The 18175-nt window shown below is 38.0% G+C and carries 21 protein-coding genes; 1 reads left to right on the top strand and 20 read right to left on the bottom strand.

Going from position 1 to position 18175, the window contains the following annotated elements; all coding sequences use genetic code 11:
• From AC6I5C_RS02810 to AC6I5C_RS02720, 19 genes are all read right to left on the bottom strand, one after another.
• Positions 1-1461 carry an oligosaccharide flippase family protein gene (locus tag AC6I5C_RS02810; RefSeq protein WP_497903845.1) on the bottom strand — a complete coding sequence of 487 codons (1461 nt, stop codon included), beginning with the start codon at positions 1459-1461 and terminating at the stop codon, positions 1-3.
• A gap of 87 nt (positions 1462-1548) precedes the next feature.
• Positions 1549-2067 carry a hypothetical protein gene (locus AC6I5C_RS02805; RefSeq protein ID WP_497903844.1) on the bottom strand — a complete coding sequence of 173 codons (519 nt, stop codon included), beginning with the start codon at positions 2065-2067 and terminating at the stop codon, positions 1549-1551.
• Positions 2068-2083: 16 nt separating this feature from the next.
• The gene (locus AC6I5C_RS02800) at positions 2084-2542 is read right to left on the bottom strand and encodes a hypothetical protein (protein WP_497903843.1); all 459 of its coding nucleotides are present in this window, start codon (positions 2540-2542) and stop codon (positions 2084-2086) included.
• Between the two features lie 76 nt (positions 2543-2618).
• Positions 2619-3482 carry an ATP synthase F1 subunit gamma gene (gene atpG, locus AC6I5C_RS02795; protein ID WP_053976477.1) on the bottom strand — a complete coding sequence of 288 codons (864 nt, stop codon included), beginning with the start codon at positions 3480-3482 and terminating at the stop codon, positions 2619-2621.
• A gap of 68 nt (positions 3483-3550) precedes the next feature.
• Positions 3551-5131 carry a F0F1 ATP synthase subunit alpha gene (gene atpA, locus AC6I5C_RS02790; protein WP_497903842.1) on the bottom strand — a complete coding sequence of 527 codons (1581 nt, stop codon included), beginning with the start codon at positions 5129-5131 and terminating at the stop codon, positions 3551-3553.
• A gap of 32 nt (positions 5132-5163) precedes the next feature.
• Positions 5164-5703, bottom strand: a complete 540-nt coding sequence (gene atpH / locus AC6I5C_RS02785) for an ATP synthase F1 subunit delta (RefSeq protein ID WP_497903841.1) — start codon at positions 5701-5703, stop codon at positions 5164-5166.
• Positions 5704-5710: 7 nt separating this feature from the next.
• Entirely contained in the window at positions 5711-6211 is a 501-nt protein-coding gene (locus tag AC6I5C_RS02780; protein ID WP_053976480.1) for a F0F1 ATP synthase subunit B, read from the bottom strand.
• Positions 6212-6290: 79 nt separating this feature from the next.
• Entirely contained in the window at positions 6291-6482 is a 192-nt protein-coding gene (atpE, locus tag AC6I5C_RS02775; protein ID WP_053976481.1) for an ATP synthase F0 subunit C, read from the bottom strand.
• 33 nt (positions 6483-6515) lie between these two features.
• Positions 6516-7592, bottom strand: a complete 1077-nt coding sequence (atpB, locus tag AC6I5C_RS02770) for a F0F1 ATP synthase subunit A (protein WP_497903840.1) — start codon at positions 7590-7592, stop codon at positions 6516-6518.
• Positions 7593-7706: 114 nt separating this feature from the next.
• Positions 7707-8096 carry a DUF6168 family protein gene (locus AC6I5C_RS02765; RefSeq protein WP_497903839.1) on the bottom strand — a complete coding sequence of 130 codons (390 nt, stop codon included), beginning with the start codon at positions 8094-8096 and terminating at the stop codon, positions 7707-7709.
• Positions 8089-8322 (bottom strand): AtpZ/AtpI family protein, encoded by a 234-nt coding sequence (locus AC6I5C_RS02760; protein ID WP_076662596.1) that lies wholly within the window; start codon positions 8320-8322, stop codon positions 8089-8091. Before AC6I5C_RS02760 ends, AC6I5C_RS02765 begins: the two co-directional genes overlap by 8 nt.
• Positions 8279-8659, bottom strand: a complete 381-nt coding sequence (locus tag AC6I5C_RS02755) for a bactofilin family protein (protein ID WP_497903838.1) — start codon at positions 8657-8659, stop codon at positions 8279-8281. Before AC6I5C_RS02755 ends, AC6I5C_RS02760 begins: the two co-directional genes overlap by 44 nt.
• Positions 8660-8698: 39 nt before the next feature.
• On the bottom strand, positions 8699-11263 hold the full coding sequence (porW, locus tag AC6I5C_RS02750) for a type IX secretion system periplasmic lipoprotein PorW/SprE (RefSeq protein WP_497903959.1): 2565 nt from the start codon (positions 11261-11263) through the stop codon (positions 8699-8701).
• Positions 11264-11403: 140 nt separating this feature from the next.
• Positions 11404-12111, bottom strand: coding sequence for an ABC transporter ATP-binding protein (locus AC6I5C_RS02745; RefSeq protein WP_497903837.1), 708 nt, complete (start codon positions 12109-12111; stop codon positions 11404-11406).
• Between the two features lie 11 nt (positions 12112-12122).
• Entirely contained in the window at positions 12123-13601 is a 1479-nt protein-coding gene (locus tag AC6I5C_RS02740; protein ID WP_497903836.1) for a DUF5687 family protein, read from the bottom strand.
• A gap of 47 nt (positions 13602-13648) precedes the next feature.
• Positions 13649-14356 carry a hypothetical protein gene (locus AC6I5C_RS02735; protein ID WP_497903835.1) on the bottom strand — a complete coding sequence of 236 codons (708 nt, stop codon included), beginning with the start codon at positions 14354-14356 and terminating at the stop codon, positions 13649-13651.
• A complete protein-coding gene (locus AC6I5C_RS02730; protein WP_497903834.1) occupies positions 14353-14985 on the bottom strand; it encodes a hypothetical protein in 633 nt (210 codons plus the stop codon). Before AC6I5C_RS02730 ends, AC6I5C_RS02735 begins: the two co-directional genes overlap by 4 nt.
• Positions 14982-15605, bottom strand: a complete 624-nt coding sequence (locus tag AC6I5C_RS02725; protein ID WP_497903833.1) for a hypothetical protein — start codon at positions 15603-15605, stop codon at positions 14982-14984. The genes AC6I5C_RS02730 and AC6I5C_RS02725 overlap by 4 nt, the downstream gene beginning before the upstream one ends.
• Complete coding sequence (locus AC6I5C_RS02720) at positions 15605-15943, bottom strand: PadR family transcriptional regulator (protein ID WP_497903832.1); 339 nt, start codon at positions 15941-15943, stop codon at positions 15605-15607. The genes AC6I5C_RS02725 and AC6I5C_RS02720 overlap by 1 nt, the downstream gene beginning before the upstream one ends.
• Before the next feature lie 115 nt (positions 15944-16058).
• Here AC6I5C_RS02720 and AC6I5C_RS02715 point away from each other — a divergent pair, with 115 nt between their 5' ends.
• Positions 16059-17114, top strand: a complete 1056-nt coding sequence (locus tag AC6I5C_RS02715) for a 2Fe-2S iron-sulfur cluster-binding protein (RefSeq protein ID WP_497903831.1) — start codon at positions 16059-16061, stop codon at positions 17112-17114.
• Positions 17115-17131: 17 nt separating this feature from the next.
• Here AC6I5C_RS02715 and AC6I5C_RS02710 read toward each other — a convergent pair whose 3' ends face one another.
• Positions 17132-18160 carry a glycosyltransferase family 9 protein gene (locus tag AC6I5C_RS02710; protein WP_497903830.1) on the bottom strand — a complete coding sequence of 343 codons (1029 nt, stop codon included), beginning with the start codon at positions 18158-18160 and terminating at the stop codon, positions 17132-17134.
• Between the last annotated feature and the right edge of the window lie 15 nt (positions 18161-18175).

Here is an 18175-nt window from a genome sequence, read left to right as displayed (position 1 = left end):
TTATTTTTTAAGAAATTGTTTGATTTGATTTTTTTCGGATATAACCACAATGCCCAAAAATACAATTAACAGCGCAATTCCAACAAAATAATTTTCTCTAAATCGGTAGAAGGACACAAATGCAAACAGAATAGACACCGACATATACAGGCCAATTTTTTTGAGATTGTACGGAATTGGATAGTACTTTCTTCCGAAGGCATAGGACAAAAGCATCATTATGGCATAAGCAGATAAGGTTGCAATTGCAGAACCTTTATAACTCATACTTGGGATTAGAGCAAAGTTAAGCACTAAGGTGATTACGGCTCCTATAATGGACACATAAGCTCCGAATTTGGTCCTATCTGTTATTTTGTACCAAACAGAGAGGTTATGGTAAATCCCCAAACAGAAATTGGCCAACAAAATAATGGGTACAATCCACATGGCTTCCCAATAATCTTCACTTCTGATAACAATAACTTTCAATACATCGGCAAAGACCACAACTCCCAACAGAATTATTGATCCCAAGGCAACGAAAAACTCCAAAATTAAAGCGTAGTTTTTCTGTGGATTTTCGGTTTTGGCATGACTGAAAAAGAAGGGTTCAATTCCCAATCTATATGCGGTTGCAAAAAGGGTCATGAACAAGGCCAATTTATAGCAAGCCGAGTACATCCCAATGTCCGTTTCGGCAATGTTACTTGGCAACAGTTTGTCCAATAAAATACGGTCGAAAGTTTCGTTGATGGAAAATGCAATTCCGGCAACAAGTACAGGGAAGGCATATTTCAGCATTTGCTTTAACAAGCCTTTGTTGAAGTTGAACTTTACACGAAAGTAAAACGGCAGCATAAACAACAAGGTCACACCACTAGCGATTAAATTGGCTGTAAAAATGTAATTGATTTCAAAGTTAGGCTTGTAAATGCCCTCAAATATGGAACCTCGTACAGCCAGCTCTTTTAAACCTAAGAGGAAAAACACATTCAACCCAAGATTAATGGCTACATTCAAAATTTTAATAATCGCATAGCGCATAGGTTTTTGGTTGGCCCTTAGCCATGCAAATGGAATAATAACCAATGCATCCAAAAGCAAAATCCAAATCACCAAATTGATGTAGGTAACATCGATATCTATGAAAGTGGCTATCTGGTTTTGAAACAGCATAGCCAAAGCAAAAAACATAAATGAAGATATCACCAAAGTAATGCTAGAGGTTCCGGTTACCGTTTCCCTGTCTTCATCTTTGTTGAAAAACCTGAAAAAAGCCGTTTCCATACCATAGGCCAAAATAACGTTGAAGAGTACGAAATAGGAAAAGATGATGTTTACTTTGCCGTACTCTGCCACCGAAGATAATACCCCCTCACTTGTATATAAAGGAACTAGGATGAAGCTTAACATTCTAGGCAAAACCGTCGCAATGCCATAGACAAATGTTTGTTTAAAAAGTGATTTAAGTCCGCTCAAGGGTTACATTTTGTTCGGCTAAATATACAGTTTTCATAGTGGATATACAACGGACTAAAATTCCTTAAAAAGACCGACTAATTAAACTTAAAAGCTCTTTAAGTGCTCCGTAAATTCCACAAGTTCCGTTTTAACATGGTACATTGACTTCCGCTTTGTTAAAGCAATAACCACCTCGTGATCCTTAAGTTGAAATGGATTGGAATAATTGGCATCCACATGCAACCTACCTTTTTGAATATCCAAAGAAATAACGGTTCTTAAAAGTTTGTCAGGATATGTCGTTTTAACAAAACCAAGTTGAGCGCTCACAGGTCCCCTAGCCTGCGCCACAGAATCCAACGACCTCTTAACTTCATCACTAAACACATTGAAATGCATAACTTTTGGTTTAAAGGCTCCCGTGCTTAAGTACAAAGAATCGACTTTGAATTTGTCTTTATCGTTAAGTACAATCTCTACATTATAAGAATCATCATTTTGAGTGTATGTTGCCCTAATGATTTCAACAGGTGACTTTTTGCTTATCTCATAAGAAGCCATTTTATTTCCAGAGCATCCAAAGAAAACAATTACCAAAAAAACTAAAATATTACGGATTAACATATGCTATGCTTTTAACCTAGTTTATAATCAACTCAAAAATGGAATCAAATTTCACCTTTACAGCACCCTCATGAAACTTTTCTTCATATGTACTATAGAATTTTAGGGAATTATCGTAAATCGAATCTTGATATTCAACAGGGAAATATAGATAATAATTGGTATCGGCAATTTCAGAATCCTTCATGGACATCCCCGCATATGGTTTTGTTGTACTGAAATAATAATGCTGCTTTACCGAATTGATAGTATCGAGTCTAACCATTTGCCCCTTAAAATAGATGCTATCCAGATAATCGTATTGCTTACGAAATCGCAGCTTCATATGATACTCATTTCCCACAATATTATACCTAGCAGAAAAGAGCTTTAGAGATTCACTTTGGACAGGTTTATCTAGTTTAGAAGCTTTTCTAGAGCCAGAACAGGCGATAGCAAACAAAGACAAAGTGAGAAGATAGGTTGGTAGTTTCATAAAGTAAATATAGCGCAAAAAAAAAGCCCCACGAACATGAGGCTTTTAATACTATTTATATGTAAAACTAATTTGCTTAGTTGTTCAAAGCTTCTGCTCCACCAACAATTTCCAAAATCTCATTGGTAATAGCAGCTTGACGCGCTTTGTTATAAGTTAATTTCAATTGGTCTCTTAACTCAGTCGCGTTATCGGTAGCCTTGTGCATTGCAGTCATACGTGCACCGTGCTCACTTGCAAATGAATCTCTAATAGCTTTGTAAAGCTGTGTTTTCAAAGATTTAGGAATCAATTGCTCCACGATTTCAAGTTTTGAAGGCTCAAAAATGTAATCTAAGTTTACATTGGCATCTGCAGATTCCATTGGTACAATTGGCAAAAATTGTTCAGTAATTACAATTTGCGTTGCAGCATTTTTAAAGCTGTTGTAGACAATTTCTATCTTATCAAATTCACCAGCCACAAACTTATCCATTAAGTTTTGGGCAATTTGAGCTACGTTTTCAAAGGTTAAATCATCAAAAACATCGCTTTCATTGGCAATTACTTTATTGGTCTTTTTAAAAGCATCATTAGCTTTTTTACCAATGGCCAAATAAGACACATCTTTACCGGCATATTTTTGAGCTACCAAACCATTAACGGTTTTAATGATGTTTGAATTGAATGCACCACACAACCCTCTGTTTGAAGTCAACACCACCACAAGGACTTTGTTCACCTCACGTTGTTCAGAAAACTTACTTCCTGAATCAGCATCCAAAGTAGCACTCAAGCTTTGTAAAAGCTCGGTTAACTTGTCTGCATAAGGGCGCATAGCCGTAATTGCATCTTGAGCCTTTTTCAACTTGGCAGCAGATACCATTTTCATGGCACTGGTAATCTGCATCGTTGAAGACACCGATGATATTCTGTTACGTATTTCTTTTAAGTTTGCCATTCTATGCTAGAATAAAGTATGAGTATTGAGTAGTGAAGTACACATCACTACTCAATACTAAAATCTAATTATGCTCTAAATTTTGATGAAAGATCTTTAGCTACAGCCGTCAATACATCTGTAACTTCGTCTGTCAATTTACCTGCTTTCAAAGTAGCCAATACATCACTGTGCTTAGCTCTTAAGAACTCAAGGTAATCTCTTTCAAATACCTTAACTTGGTCTACAGGCACGTCTTTCAACAAGTTTTTAGATCCAGCATAGATGATCGCAATTTGATCTTCTACAGTAAATGGATCGTTTTGTGCTTGCTTCAAGATTTCTACGTTACGCTTACCTTTTTCAATTACATTTAAAGTAACAGCATCAAGGTCTGATCCAAACTTGGCGAAAGCTTCCAATTCACGGAACTGAGCTTGATCCAATTTTAGAGTACCAGATACTTTCTTCATAGACTTGATCTGAGCGTTACCACCAACACGAGATACAGAGATACCTACGTTAATTGCTGGACGTACCCCAGAGTTGAATAAATCACCATCCAAGAAGATCTGTCCGTCTGTAATAGAGATTACGTTAGTAGGGATATATGCAGAAACGTCTCCCGCTTGAGTTTCAATAATTGGAAGAGCAGTTAAAGATCCTCCTCCTTTTACTACAGATTTCAAGCTTTCTGGAAGATCGTTCATTTCTTTAGCAATTGCATCGTTGTTGATGATTTTTGCAGAACGCTCCAATAAACGGGAGTGTAAGTAGAATACGTCCCCTGGATACGCCTCACGTCCTGGTGGACGACGTAACAACAATGACACCTCACGGTAAGCTACCGCTTGCTTAGACAAGTCATCAAATACAATTAATGCAGGACGACCAGTGTCTCTAAAGTACTCACCAATAGCAGCACCTGCCATAGGAGCGTACACTTGCATTGGAGCAGGATCTGATGCGTTAGCAGCTACGATAGTAGTATAAGCCAAAGCTCCCTTTTCTTCCAATGTTTTAGCAATATTGGCAACAGTAGACGCTTTTTGTCCTACCGCTACATAAATACAGTAAACCGGGTTTCCTGCATCGTAAAATTCTTTTTGATTCAAGATGGCATCAATACAAACGGTAGTTTTACCAGTTTGACGGTCACCAATTACCAACTCACGTTGTCCTCTTCCTACAGGAATCATGGCATCGATAGACTTGATACCAGTTTGCAACGGCTCGGTTACAGGCTCACGGTAAATAACTCCAGGAGCTTTACGCTCTAATGGCATTTGGTATGTCTCACCAGAGATAGCACCTTTACCATCGATTGGGTTACCCAATGTATCTACAACACGACCAACAATACCTTCACCTACATTGATAGATGCGATACGTCCTGTACGCTTTACAGTAGAACCTTCTTTAATTTCTTTAGAAGGGCCTAACAATACAATACCTACGTTATCTTCTTCAAGGTTCAGTACGATACCTTCCAATCCGCCTTCAAATTCTACCAACTCTCCGTATTGAGCGTTTGAAAGACCGTAAGCACGTACAATACCATCACCCACAGTTAATACTGTTCCTACTTCGTCTAACGAAGCTCCCGCTTCGAAACCTGATAGTTGTTGTTTTAAGATTGCTGATACTTCAGCTGGATTTACTTCTGCCATCTTTATTTATTTGTAAATAGATATAGTATATCTTAATTTAATGTAAATTCTCTTTTTAGTTTGTTCAAGTTGTTGGCAATGCTAGCGTTGTACTGCATGTCTCCAACTCGTAAAATGAAACCACCAATGATATCTTCATCGATGATGTTTTGAACCTCAACCTCTGTACCACCGGTAAGCTCTTTTACTTTAGCCAACACTTGGACCTTTAAGGTATCGGTTAAAGGAACTGCGGTAGTTACCTTGGCAACTTGAATTCCTTTTAACACATCAAACAAATGTGTGTACTTATTTGCAACAACCTCTAAAAGGGCAATCCTTTTATTGGTTATCAACGTCTCTATTAAGTTTGTTGTAATTGCATTGGTGTTTTTGAACACTTCAGACAATACAGCTCTTTTCACCGATGATCTTACCACAGGGCTAAGAAGCATTTCGCTTAAGTCCTTGCTTCCCGCAATAGTAGTAGCAATCAATTTCATGTCGTTGTTTACGGCATCGGCATTGTTGTTATCTGATGCTAAACTTAAAGCTGCCTTGGCGTAACGTACTGCTGCTCTTTCTCCTGCCATTGTAATCTTAGTTTAATGTTGCTTCACCCAACATAGACTCTACCAATTGCAATTGGTTGTCGTTGCTAGACAATTCCTTACGCACCACTTTTTCTGCGATTTCAATAGACAAACCAGCTACTTGGTTTTTCAACTCTTCCATAGCGGCTTTCTTTTCGCTTTCAATAGCAGCCTGAGCTTGCTCGATAATTTTTGTTGCTTGCGCCTGAGCCTCGTCTTTGGCATCATTAATCATCTTCGTTTTCATGTCGCGAGCATCTTTCAACATAGCTTCACGCTCAGCACGAGCTTCGTTAAGGATACGCTCATTGTCTGCCTTAAGGTTTTCCATTTCCTTACGGGCATTGTCTGCTGCAAATAAGGCGTCTTTAATTCCTGTTTCACGCTTCTCAACCGCATCCAAAATTGGTTTCCAAGCAAACTTCTTTAATAAAAACACTAATCCAACAAACAATAACAATTGCCAGAAAAACAGACCTACTGAAAATTCACTAATTAACTTCTCCATTTATATTTATGTTATAATCTAATTCTTTTAATAATTAAACAACAGCTGCAACCAACCGTTACAGCTGTTAGTTTTGTTGTTATGCCGCGAAAAGAGCAGCAAATCCAATACCTTCAATAAGGGCAGCAGCAATAAGCATAGCTGTTTGGATTTTTCCAGAAGCTTCTGGTTGACGAGCGATAGCGTCCATAGCTTGTCCACCGATTCTACCGATACCTAAAGCAGCACCGATAACGATCAATCCAGCTCCTACAATGTTTGGAATAGTCATAGTATATATATTAAATAATTAAACATTCAAATTTTAGTGGTCATGGTGCTCTTCTACAGCCGAACCAAAATACAATGCAGATAACATTGTAAAGATGTACGCTTGTAATGCTGCTACCAACAACTCCAACAACGACAACACAAATGCCAAACCAAATGACAAGGTGCTACCAACCCAATTTTTGAAGATGAACATCAACCCGATGATACTCATCAATACAATGTGACCAGCAGTGATGTTGGCATACAAACGAATCAATAATGAAAACGGCTTGATAAAAGTTCCCAACAATTCAATTGGCGCTAAAATGATTTTCATTGGCACAGGCACTCCTGGCATCCAGAAAATGTGTTTCCAGTAATTTTTGTTTCCTGAAAAAGTTGTAATTAAATAGGTAATCAAAGCCAAAGCAAAAGTTACCGCAATGTTGTTAGTTACATTCACCCCAAGCGGTGTTAACCCTAACAAGTTGATGATCCAGATAAAGAAGAAGATGGTCAACAAGTAACTCATGTAACGCTTGTAATGCTTTTTCCCAATGTTAGGAATTGCAATCTCATCTCTTACATATATAATGATAGGCTCTAAGAAACGACCTATTCCTTTTGTCATTTGACCATTTCTGTAAGTCTTTGCCATTCTCCCGAAGACGAAAAACATCAACAACCCAACAAGAAATACAGTAAATACGTTTTTAGTGATAGAGAAATCCAATGGTTTTACATTGGTTGCGTGGTGATGCTCGTCATAAGAAATCGTTCCTGCAGCATCTGTCTTGTAAATTTTACCGTGGTATAATTTGTAATACTCACCTCCTACTTCGGCAACAGATTCACCATGATGCAACTTTGAAGACGAAAACACCTTCAAACCGTTGTCAAATAAAATTACAGGAAGAGGAAACCCAACATATTTGTGCTCTCCAGCATCATTGGTATAGGAGAACAAACTAAAATCATGAGAGTCCAACAAGTGGTGATCAATATACTCCTTGATCTCCGTTTTTAAATCTTTTCCTTCCTCATGATGTCCTTCTTCTTTAGCAAAAGAAAATGCGGTTACAAAAAAGAACAGTAAACAAATTGTTTTTAACGAAATTACGTTTTGCATATCACTTAATTAATAGTGGCCTAAAAATTGGTGCAAAGGTATGCTTTTCATTCAAAAGCAAAAAACAAAATTTCACAATATTTTTGAATTAATTTGAAGAAGTAAAAAAAGGGGTTAATCCAAATTTTTAAGAAGCTTTAACACACCAAAAGCTTCTGTAACCAAACAAGTTACATAAGGCACGAAAAAAGTGACAAATTCCACTCTGGTAATTTGTCCGTCCACGGAATATTTTGGATAAAAGACAATAAAAAACACGGCAAACTTCAATAAACTTCCCGCCATGAACAAAAACCCCATTTGGTCTTTAAGTTTTTTCCTAAAAAAATAGAGCCCATATAAAATGGCCAGAGCCAAAAGGACATTCACCACATAAGCCAAAACAATATGATTGGCAAAGACCTCATAATCCAGTTGCCGCAATAACATGGTATGTATAAAAAAAACAATTGCCGAAGCAATTGTTATTTGTATTGTAGATTTTACCAGAATGTCCTTATTCATTTAATTTATTGATTTGCTTTAGCACGACATATAAAGAAATCCCCACCCCCAACAGTGTTCCAACTATTAAAAACAGTTTTCCTCCGTCGGTGTATTTTGTATCCAGCCATTTGCCCAACATGACAAACAGATAGATAGTAATTCCCATCTGAAAAGCAACCCCGCTTAAAGCCGCAAGGTTCTTAAGCTGATTTTTGGGTTTCTTGGGTGTTTTTTCGTTCTCCATTATTAGAACCTTTCATTGCGCAGGTCGCATTAAACGTAGCACCAGGTTCCACAGCCAACTTACCAACTTCCGCTTCACCTTCTACAACTGCAGACGATTTTAGCGATAAGGTATCAGTCAACACCAATTTACCAGAAAAGCTACCTTCAATATCGGCGTTGGCACTCTTTAAAGTACCATTAACAACACCGGTTCTACCGATAACAATTTTTCCTGGGGTTTTGATATTACCTTCTACTGTACCTTCAATTCTGAAGTCTCCTTCACCAACAACATCACCTGTGATGGTAGTGCCTTTAGCAATGGTGTTTTGCTGTGATATTCCTTCTACTGCCATTCTTCCTTTTTTTTGTTCCGAAAACATAGGGTTAAGTTTTTATTGGGATTGTAAATATTCGTTCACATTTTTATGCATCTGCACAATTCCATAATTAGGCGATGAAATTGCGAAATGCTCACGTTTTAATTTGTATTTCTTTCCTTCCAAAATCTCCGCCAATCCTAGCGCACCGTCTATACTCTTCAAACCATGCACCACCACAAATTTCATATCCAAAGTATAAATATCTGTTGAAACAGATAAATTTAGATAATTCACTTTTTCAATGGCTTCTTCCAATTTTTTGGCGAATTCCTCCATATCCGCTTGCTCACTAGTTTCAAAAGAATAGATTAAATTGAAATTAGTTGCAGACTCATTTGGCACAAACTGCTTATTGGCCAAAACAGGAATCACCTTTTCCATCAATTCCTGGGCGCGTTTTCCTTCATCAGAATTTGGATAGGTAAGCGCTGTATAATTCACTCCTTCTTTATAAGCTTCAAAACCATAGAGCCTTCCCTTGGCCGAAGCCTTTAAAATCTCAAACTTTGGCACCATAGCATCACCTTCCAGCTCCCGAATGTATTCGTCACAAAGGGCTATGGTCTCCAAATAATTCTCTTCTTCAAATTCCTTGTAAGTCTTCTTATAAAGATTCTCCGGACTATTTTCATCACCCGCCAATTCAGATTTTGGATTCAGCAATATCTCGGCATAACGAGAATCTGGATGATTGGCCACAATGTCGTTTTTCATAGCCTCAGCTTCCAGGTTCATTTCCAAGGCTAAATAAATTTTATACAAATTGTATTTGGACGGTAATATCAAACGCTCCTCCGGATTGCTTTGCAACAAACTTTCCAACTTATTTTTAGCCAATTCGTTTTCATCAAATTTCTCCTTGTAAATAATTCCCAACTGGTAATACGCAAAGTTTCGCTCCTTGATCAAACTATCAATCACCTTTTGGTCTGTTGGTATTTTAGATAGATAGAATTCTGGATCGTAAAGCTCTGATTCGCTTGCGCCTTCAGCTAGAGCTACATCGGCAGCAGCACCTACCTTAGCCACTTTATTGGAAGACAACCTCCAATTGTCCTGCAACATTCGGTCTCCCCATATTTTTGAAAACTCATTTTTCCCGTAGGACACCGTTGTAGGGTTGTAAAAATAGAAAGTTTGCTTTTGTCCGTTGGCATTACCCCCTGGAGGCATCAAAGAATTCCTTGACGCTGGATTATTAGGGTTATTGGTGGTTACCAAACCTGCATTTACGCGATTGGCAATTTCCTCTTGCTTGGCACGCTCCTCTTCAGCCTTTTTCAAATCTTCTATATAAGCACTGAACACTGCCAAGCGTTCGGCTTCGCTCATATTTACCAAGCTAAGAATACTATCATTTGTTTGGGCAATATCTTCATAAAGAATCACATCATCCAAGTTATCACGCTTCCGTTTGATGGTACGATACGGTTTTGTTCTTGGCTCCAAATTGATCAAGGTACTATCATAATAGGCCCCTGCATTTTTATACAACGCCATATCAAAGTTCATATCCCCCAAAATGGAATAATCGAAAGCTCTTAATTGTTTATCCGGCGTATTGGTTCGTAAGGATTTGTTGTAATTGGCAATCGCCATACTATCTTCACCTTTCCCTCTGTGATATTCTCCAATTCGGTAATAGATTTTATCCAAAAACGGACGGTTTTCACGATTCTTTTCCAAGTCGGCCAAATACTCTTCAAACTCAACCACTTTCAAAGAATCCGTTACATTTGAATTCTTGATCTTCTCAAGATGTGCATTGATATAATAAGGTCGTGGAATTTTGCGGTGCATATCGATAATCTTATCGAAAGCCATATTGGCACTATCCACTTCACCTAGCGAATTGTATAGCTGCCCAATGATATAGTTATAACGCGCCTTTTCCGTATTCTTTTTGGTAACCGCAGCCGCGATTTGCAGTTGGGTTATGGCGCTGTCTGGCGATTTTGTATTGATGTAAGCCTGAGCCAAACTGGACGTAGCATCTGCCAGATCCTGATCTTCCAATTCGGTTTGCTCTAAAAGGCGCTTCAGATTTTTAATGGCCAACTCATTATTTTCCAACCTAATATTGGTCTTTTCTCTCCAAACTTTGGCTGTATTGATTTTGTCACTAGCGGCATGTTTGTAAAGAATATAGTTGAAGGCTTCCAACGCTGGAATAAAACGTTGGTCGTAATAACGTGACTGACCAAGCAACAAATACGCTTCATCAATTTGAGGGTTGTATTCTTTTCCCCGAATGTTCATCCCGTGTTTTTGAATGGCCTTGATAGCTTTTTCTTCAGCTCTTTCAAAACTTGGATTTTTGGAATCCCCAGGCATGATCACCTCTTCAAACACTTCCATGCGTTCTACGGGAAGTAAATTCCAATAATCATCGGTATAGGCATCATTGATAGCATCACGCCCCTGTTCCAAAGCAATCTCCCCATTATAGAGAATATTGTATTTGGTACCCATTGCATGAAAGTTTCGGTTCATGAACTTATCCTTCTTACGGGAACATGAGGTTGCAATTACCGAAACACCTAGTAACGCTATTATGATTTTAGAAGTTGTTTTCAACCTTGCCGACATTTGCTTCATAACATAACAGGAATCTAGCCTGCATATTATGTGTTGGCTGTAAAAATAAGCATCTTTTTGAATTATTGAAGTCTCTTTAGATGAAATCTGACCTCAACTACGGAAAGTCCAAACTTTCCCTACAAGGTCGCCGAACCTGCAAAATATCCTTCCAATTCCTTAAGGGTTGCTGTGTTGGTAGCCATGTCCTTGATCACTTCTCCCTTTTCCAGCACCACAATACGTTCGCACACATCGGTGACGTGTATTAGGTCATGACTGGAAATTAGCACTGTGACATCTTTGGTTTCGGCAAGGTCTTTTACAATAGCCTTTAACCTGATCTGCGTGGTAGGATCTAAATTGGCAAAGGGCTCATCCAAAATCACCACTTTAGGATCGCCAATTAAAGCAGCCACAATCCCCACTTTCTTTTGGTTTCCTTTACTTAAGTCTCTTAAATACTTCTTCTGATTTAAAATTTCGTCATGGAAAAAATCAACAAACTGCTTCACAAAAGTATCCACATCTGCTTTGTTTTGACCTCTCAATTCACCAATGAAATAGAAATACTCTTCCGGCGTTAAATACCCAATCAAGAAACTTTCATCAATAAAGGCAGACGTAAAAGGCTTCCACTCCTCACTTTGACTTACGCGAATATTATTATTCTTGATATAACCAGTCGTTGGCTGAATTAAATCCAACAACAGACTAAAATAGGTGGTTTTACCTGCCCCATTATTTCCTACCAAACCAAAACTCTGGCCTTTGGAAATATTCAGACTATCAATATTCAATACGGTTTTGTCGCCGTAACGTTTTGTAAGTTGCGATGTTTGAATCATAATCCTTTATATTAACTGTCTTGACTAAAGGCGTCAATCATTTTATACTTCGACTCTAAATATTTTTCTGTAATCAGGCTCATTAATTTCTGGTGGAACACAATCCCAGTTAAGCCCAACACAATTAATACCGCACAGGCTATTTCAAAATTTGCCACAGCATACACCAAGCCAAAAATTGCCAAGGGCAATAGCATTAGAGGGATACCAATAATCCACTGAACTGCACCTGTTCCCTGATAATTGAATGCCGCCCGTTGGTTTAAATCTATTTTCTTTCGGTTGAAGGAGCCCCCAAACAACATGACATGGGTATTAATTCCAATATTATAAACAGCTGCCGCAAAATGCGCCAACAGAATCTTCCAGCCAAAATACACATAAGGAATACTCAATACAAACAGCACAATTACACTGGCTGTCATCAAGACATATTTAGACCGTAAATATTGTTCGTATTTAATATTTTGAGCCATCAACATTTTGTAATAACCACTGTCCCAAGCAGGGATGAACTGTCCAAAATTGATAAGAAAGATTCCCGTAACGAAAATCCCGATAAAAGCATAAAACCAAGGCATATTGGCATAGTCAGGATTCGGGTAAAAAAACAAGCCATATACTAAACCAATTACCAAAATGAATACCGAGGACCGAGGACGTTTATTCCTCCATATCAATTTTAAATCCATTTGAATGAAGGGCGCGGTATCTCCAAAATGCCGGGTCCAAGCCATTGTTGAAGCCTCCACCTGCTGCACTTTGGTTTTTAAAGAATTATCTAAATACAACTGTGCTTTGAGCAACTTGAAATTATAAGCATAAAGCAAAGCTAAAATCAACAACGGCACTACCGACCAAAGAGGGTTAGAACCCACCACCGTTAAAAATGAAGCAATGAGTCCGCTTATAGAAACAATGTCGAAATAATTAAGAGCAAACAAGCCTCCTACCAGCACCAATATTGGGAGATAGGACAATTCCGTTTCAGAGGAAAGGCTTTCAATGATAAAGTTTAAAAAATTGACAATAAGGGTCAAAAGCAATAGAGCAAAGCCCCAAACAATTACCGAACCCAAGTCATGCCCACTTCTCACCAACATAAACCCAAAAGGCACCACAATAAACAAATGCAGAAAATTGAAAAACGACAACGCCGATTTCCCCAACACATAGTTGACTACTTGACGTCGCTTAACAGGCAACAACAATAAAGGCTTAACAGACATTACAGGCAACTTTTGAAAAAAGAACCGAATGAACAGATCCATCAAAAACCAATAAAATACAAAATTGTTCACGATTACAAATGGATCCTGATCTGGAAACACCTGTTTTAGACCTGGATACAGTGCCAAGCCTGTAACTAAAAGCCCAACTATCATCCACAATGCCAAAAACACCATGAATATTTTAAGGACCATTCCTTTTCCAAAACTCGCCGATCTGAAAAAGGATTTAATTTCTAGGGAGACAAAGTGTTTTAGCATCTTTTGTTTGGGTTAGCGACTCATTAGTAACCAATATACCTAAAATGTTACACCAGAGTATATTCCGGGTACATTTTTTTCATATTTTCTTCCATATGCTTTGGAATATAAAACACTACCAAATACATTACAAAACCATAAAACACAACAAAGGAAGAGCCAATCCAAAGTACCCATGGATTATCAAAATTTAGTTCAGTACGATTATGAAAATGAAGCAAAAACTGTAATGGTATTTGCAATACAAAACCTCCTGTTCCAAGGCTCAAGATAATATCCTCAAACAAGTAGTGTTTTTCCTTGGATTTTCTACGTTTTTTAACACGTGATCCAAATCGCCATATTTTAAACACAGGCAACAAAAACAATAAACAAACGAAGCCATAAAAAATAGTTCCACTATAGGGAGAAAACTTCAACAACATTTGAACCATTAAAACCAAAGCAACCGTAATGATGATTTTTGGCAACCTAAAATACTGTTTGAACAGCTGCCACACTTCCTTCCAATAATATTTTGTCAAGGCATTGGTTCGTTGTTCCACCACATCCTGAAAACCAAAGACTCCAAACTTCTTAAACTCTATATGCAAAGCATCTTCAAATGTTCTTTGGGGATGTTCCTCCCACTGCGCCTCAATGCCATTGGCCAAATGATCTACCAACTCCGTCTGTATGTCGTAGTGTTCAACAAAGTGCTTCCGCGTGAAAGCGTAAAGCTCTTGGATTCTATCTTCTGTAATGATTGGTTTCATGAAATTGTTTCGTATTTCTTTTTATAAAACTGATAATTCTGGAAGCCCAATTGAAGCAACAAGAAAGGAACCGCAACTCCCAGGGAAATCTTAAATATTGCCATATCACCTTCACAAGCTAAACACCTAGAAAAAGAAAGAAAAAATGGATTTGCAATTTGATAGTAAATTACGATATATAAACCAATTCTTTCCAAATAAGAATAGCGACGTTTATAAACCTTATAATCTATCAAATACAATAATGGCAAAGACACTGTCAAGAAAATGGGAAAATGTCTTAGATAATTTGAACCACTGAACACCCACATTATTTTAACTAAAAAGTAACTCCCCAAAACAACCAACACCCCTTGCCAAGAACAAATATTTTTCGCAAGTTGCTTCAATAATTTTTTATCAGCGCTTCGGTAATATCGCCTACTCTCCTTTATCAAGCTCTTTTTGTTTTCGGCCATATACCATTTAAAAGCGTTGTAAAAATCAATCCCTTCTTCAGACATTCTTACCTCTATCTCTGAAGCCACATGGTCCACCATTTCCATCCGGATGTCAGCAAAACGCACATCAGAATTCTTTAAATAGGTGTCTATAAATTGTATTTCTTCTATTGATAAGGTCGGTTTCATGAAATTGCCTGGTATTTGTTTTTGTAAAACTGGAAGTTCTGAAACCCTAATTGAAGTAATAAAACTGGAATCAAAACACTTAGTACAACGAATATATAAGAATACCCCCCCAAAGGCCCGTCAACAAAATGATTGAGCGCGATACCAATATACTGAGGTAAAAATATTAAGTAAAAACCTATGCGTTCCAACGATGAGAATCGAAGACGCGTCTTTCTAGTTAAACCGAAATAAACTGTCATCGCCAATATGCAAATTGCTACAGGAAACATTAGAACATACTTAGAACTCATAAATTCAAAAAGAATCCCTACCAGCCCCAAAACCAAAATTACAAGCAATGAGCCTTGCAAGGAATACAGATTCCTCAACATTTGCTTGAACAGTTTTTTCTCCGATTCGATCAAATAATTTCTGTTCTGTTTTAACAGACTCAATTTGTTTTCAGCCATATACCATTTAAAAGTATCGTAAAAATCACTTCTGGCTTCGGTCATTCTTACCTCTATCTCAGAAGCCACATGGTCTACCATTTCCATACGGATATCTGCAAAGCGCACACCGGAGTTTTTAAGATAGGCACCTATAAACTGAATCTCTTCTTTAGATAGCACTTCCATTACTCCAAACTAAATTTAGGATTCACCAAAGCCTGCATGGTTTTAATGTAGCTTTCCAATTCCGATAATTTATTGGCTGTTTCCTTGGTGCCAGACTCCGTAAGCTTATAGTACTTTCGCATACGGTTGTCCACTTTTGCTACTTCAACATCCAACAAACCATCCGCTTCCAACTTATGAAGCGATGGATACAAAGCTCCTTCGGTAATTTTAAGCTCTCCGTTAGTTAGCTCCTTTACCTTTTGGGTAATTTCGTAACCATACATCTTATCATTTTCACTCAACAATTTTAAAATGATGGTGGTCAAACTCCCTTTATATAATTTTGAATTGCTCATAATATTTCAAATATATACATAAATTTCTTATGCATAAGTTTTATAGGTATATATTTTTTATTGAATTACATTTTAAAGTGTAGCGGCTTCACTATTTTTGTAAAAAACAAATTTCATGTCTCAATTTCATAAACTCACCATAAAAGAGGTTCAACGCATCACGGATGCTTCTGTAGCCATCAGTTTTATTGTTCCAGAAGAACTAAAAGCCGAATACACCTTTAAAGCAGGACAATACATCACCTTAAAAACCACCATTGACGGAAATGAAATACGACGTGACTATTCCATCTGTTCGTCTCCAAAAAGTGGCGAGCTTAAAGTAGCTGTTAAAGAGGTGGAAGACGGTACGTTTTCTTCTTACGCTAACAAGGAACTAAAAGCAGGAGATCTCTTGGACGTTGCGCCTCCAAAGGGACGTTTTGTATTCGAACCGAATGACAAAAAGACCAAAAACATTGCCTTATTTGCTGCAGGAAGTGGGATTACTCCAATCTTGAGCATTGTAAAATGTGCTTTGGAAGAGGAAATCCATAGTGAAATCATTTTGGTTTATGGTAACAAGACCACAAAGGACACTATGTTCCTTGAAGAACTATTAGAACTGCAACACCAATACAGCAAGCGCTTGTCACTTCAGTTTGTATTCAGTCAAGCCGATGAGGACGATGCCATTTTTGGACGTATTGAAAAGAGCACCGTAAACTACGTGATGAAAAACAAATACAAACACGTAGAAGTAGATGCTTATTATTTATGTGGACCAGAAGGCATGATCCACACCGTAAAAGATGTACTTACCGACCATGACATTGATGCTGATAGAATCCACTTTGAACTTTTCAAAGCGGCAAAACCTACAGAAATTGTGGATACAACAGTTGCCAGTGGAAAAACACAAATCACCATTATTGTGGATGAGGAAGAATCCACTTTTGAAATGTCTCAAAAACAAACCATTTTGGAAGCCGCTTTAGATGAAGATGTCGACGCCCCTTATTCCTGTCAAGGAGGAATTTGCAGTAGCTGTTTGGCCCGTATCACGGAAGGTGAAGCCACTATGCGTCAAAACAATATTTTAACCGATAGCGAGGTTGCTGAAGGCTTGATATTGACCTGTCAGGCACAACCAACCACACCTACCATAACAGTCGATTACGACGATGTTTAAAACAAAAATAAAAGCGGTTACTGAGTAACCGCTTTTATTTTATATATCACTTCTTGAGGCGAAATACTTCCGGCCGCCTCTTCATAACCTTCTGGATATTTGTTCCCGTAGATGGAAGTTGGGATTAAAGGAAATTTAGTTCGATCTGCCAACAACAGATAATCTTCAGGTTGGTTGAAAGGCGCAAACCCAGCATAAGGATGCGTGACTCCCCAAATAGTAATTGTTTTCACTCCCAACATAGCTGCCATATGCCCATTCCCAGAGTCCATAGAAACCATTGCATCCAAATTGGAAACCACATCCAACTCCTCTTCCAACGTAAGTTTTCCAGCAATACTTAGCACATTTTTATGAGCATTCTGAATACGCTGTAATTGCTCTATCTCCGAAGCACCGCCACCAAACAACACAATCTTGTAATCTTTAGACAAGGATTGAATCACCGCTTCCATCAAATTCAAAGGATACATTTTTCCTTTGTGGGCAGCAAAAGGTGCAATCCCAATCCATTTTTGGGTGTCTGTACCCAAGAGTTCCAAAACCTTAGGATTTAAAGGTGTTCTTTCCGGAAAGTTAGGATTGGAAAGCTCTAATGGGAATCCCATATTTCGAAACACATCGGCATAGCGTTCATGGGTGGTTTTTAATTGCTGAAATATATCGCCGTTTACCAATGCCTTCTTTTCAGAACGTCCTTTATCCAATTGCTCTGTTGATATTCCCAAGAGAAAAAATCTCAGGATTTTGGAACGAAGGACATTGTGCAAATCAGCAACGGCGTCGATGCCCAATTGCTTTAATTCCCTAGACAATCTAAACAGCCCAAAAACTCCCTTGTGTCTGCCTTTAACATCCACAGGAAAGACCTGAACATTTTCAATATCCCTAAAAAAGGGCGCAAAAAAACCGCGTGTAAGCACGGTAAGTTTTACATCGGGATATTGCTGCACAAAGGCTCTTAACACAGGAACGGTCATTGCCACATCTCCCATTGCCGAAAGACGGATAACTAAAATATGTTTGGGTGCTTTTCTAGACTTCATCAACGGATACAAACG

This window comes from Mangrovimonas sp. sgz306409, from assembly GCF_059735265.1.
The sequence above is the reverse complement of the archived record's forward strand: the minus strand, read 5'-3'. Positions and strand labels throughout refer to the sequence as shown.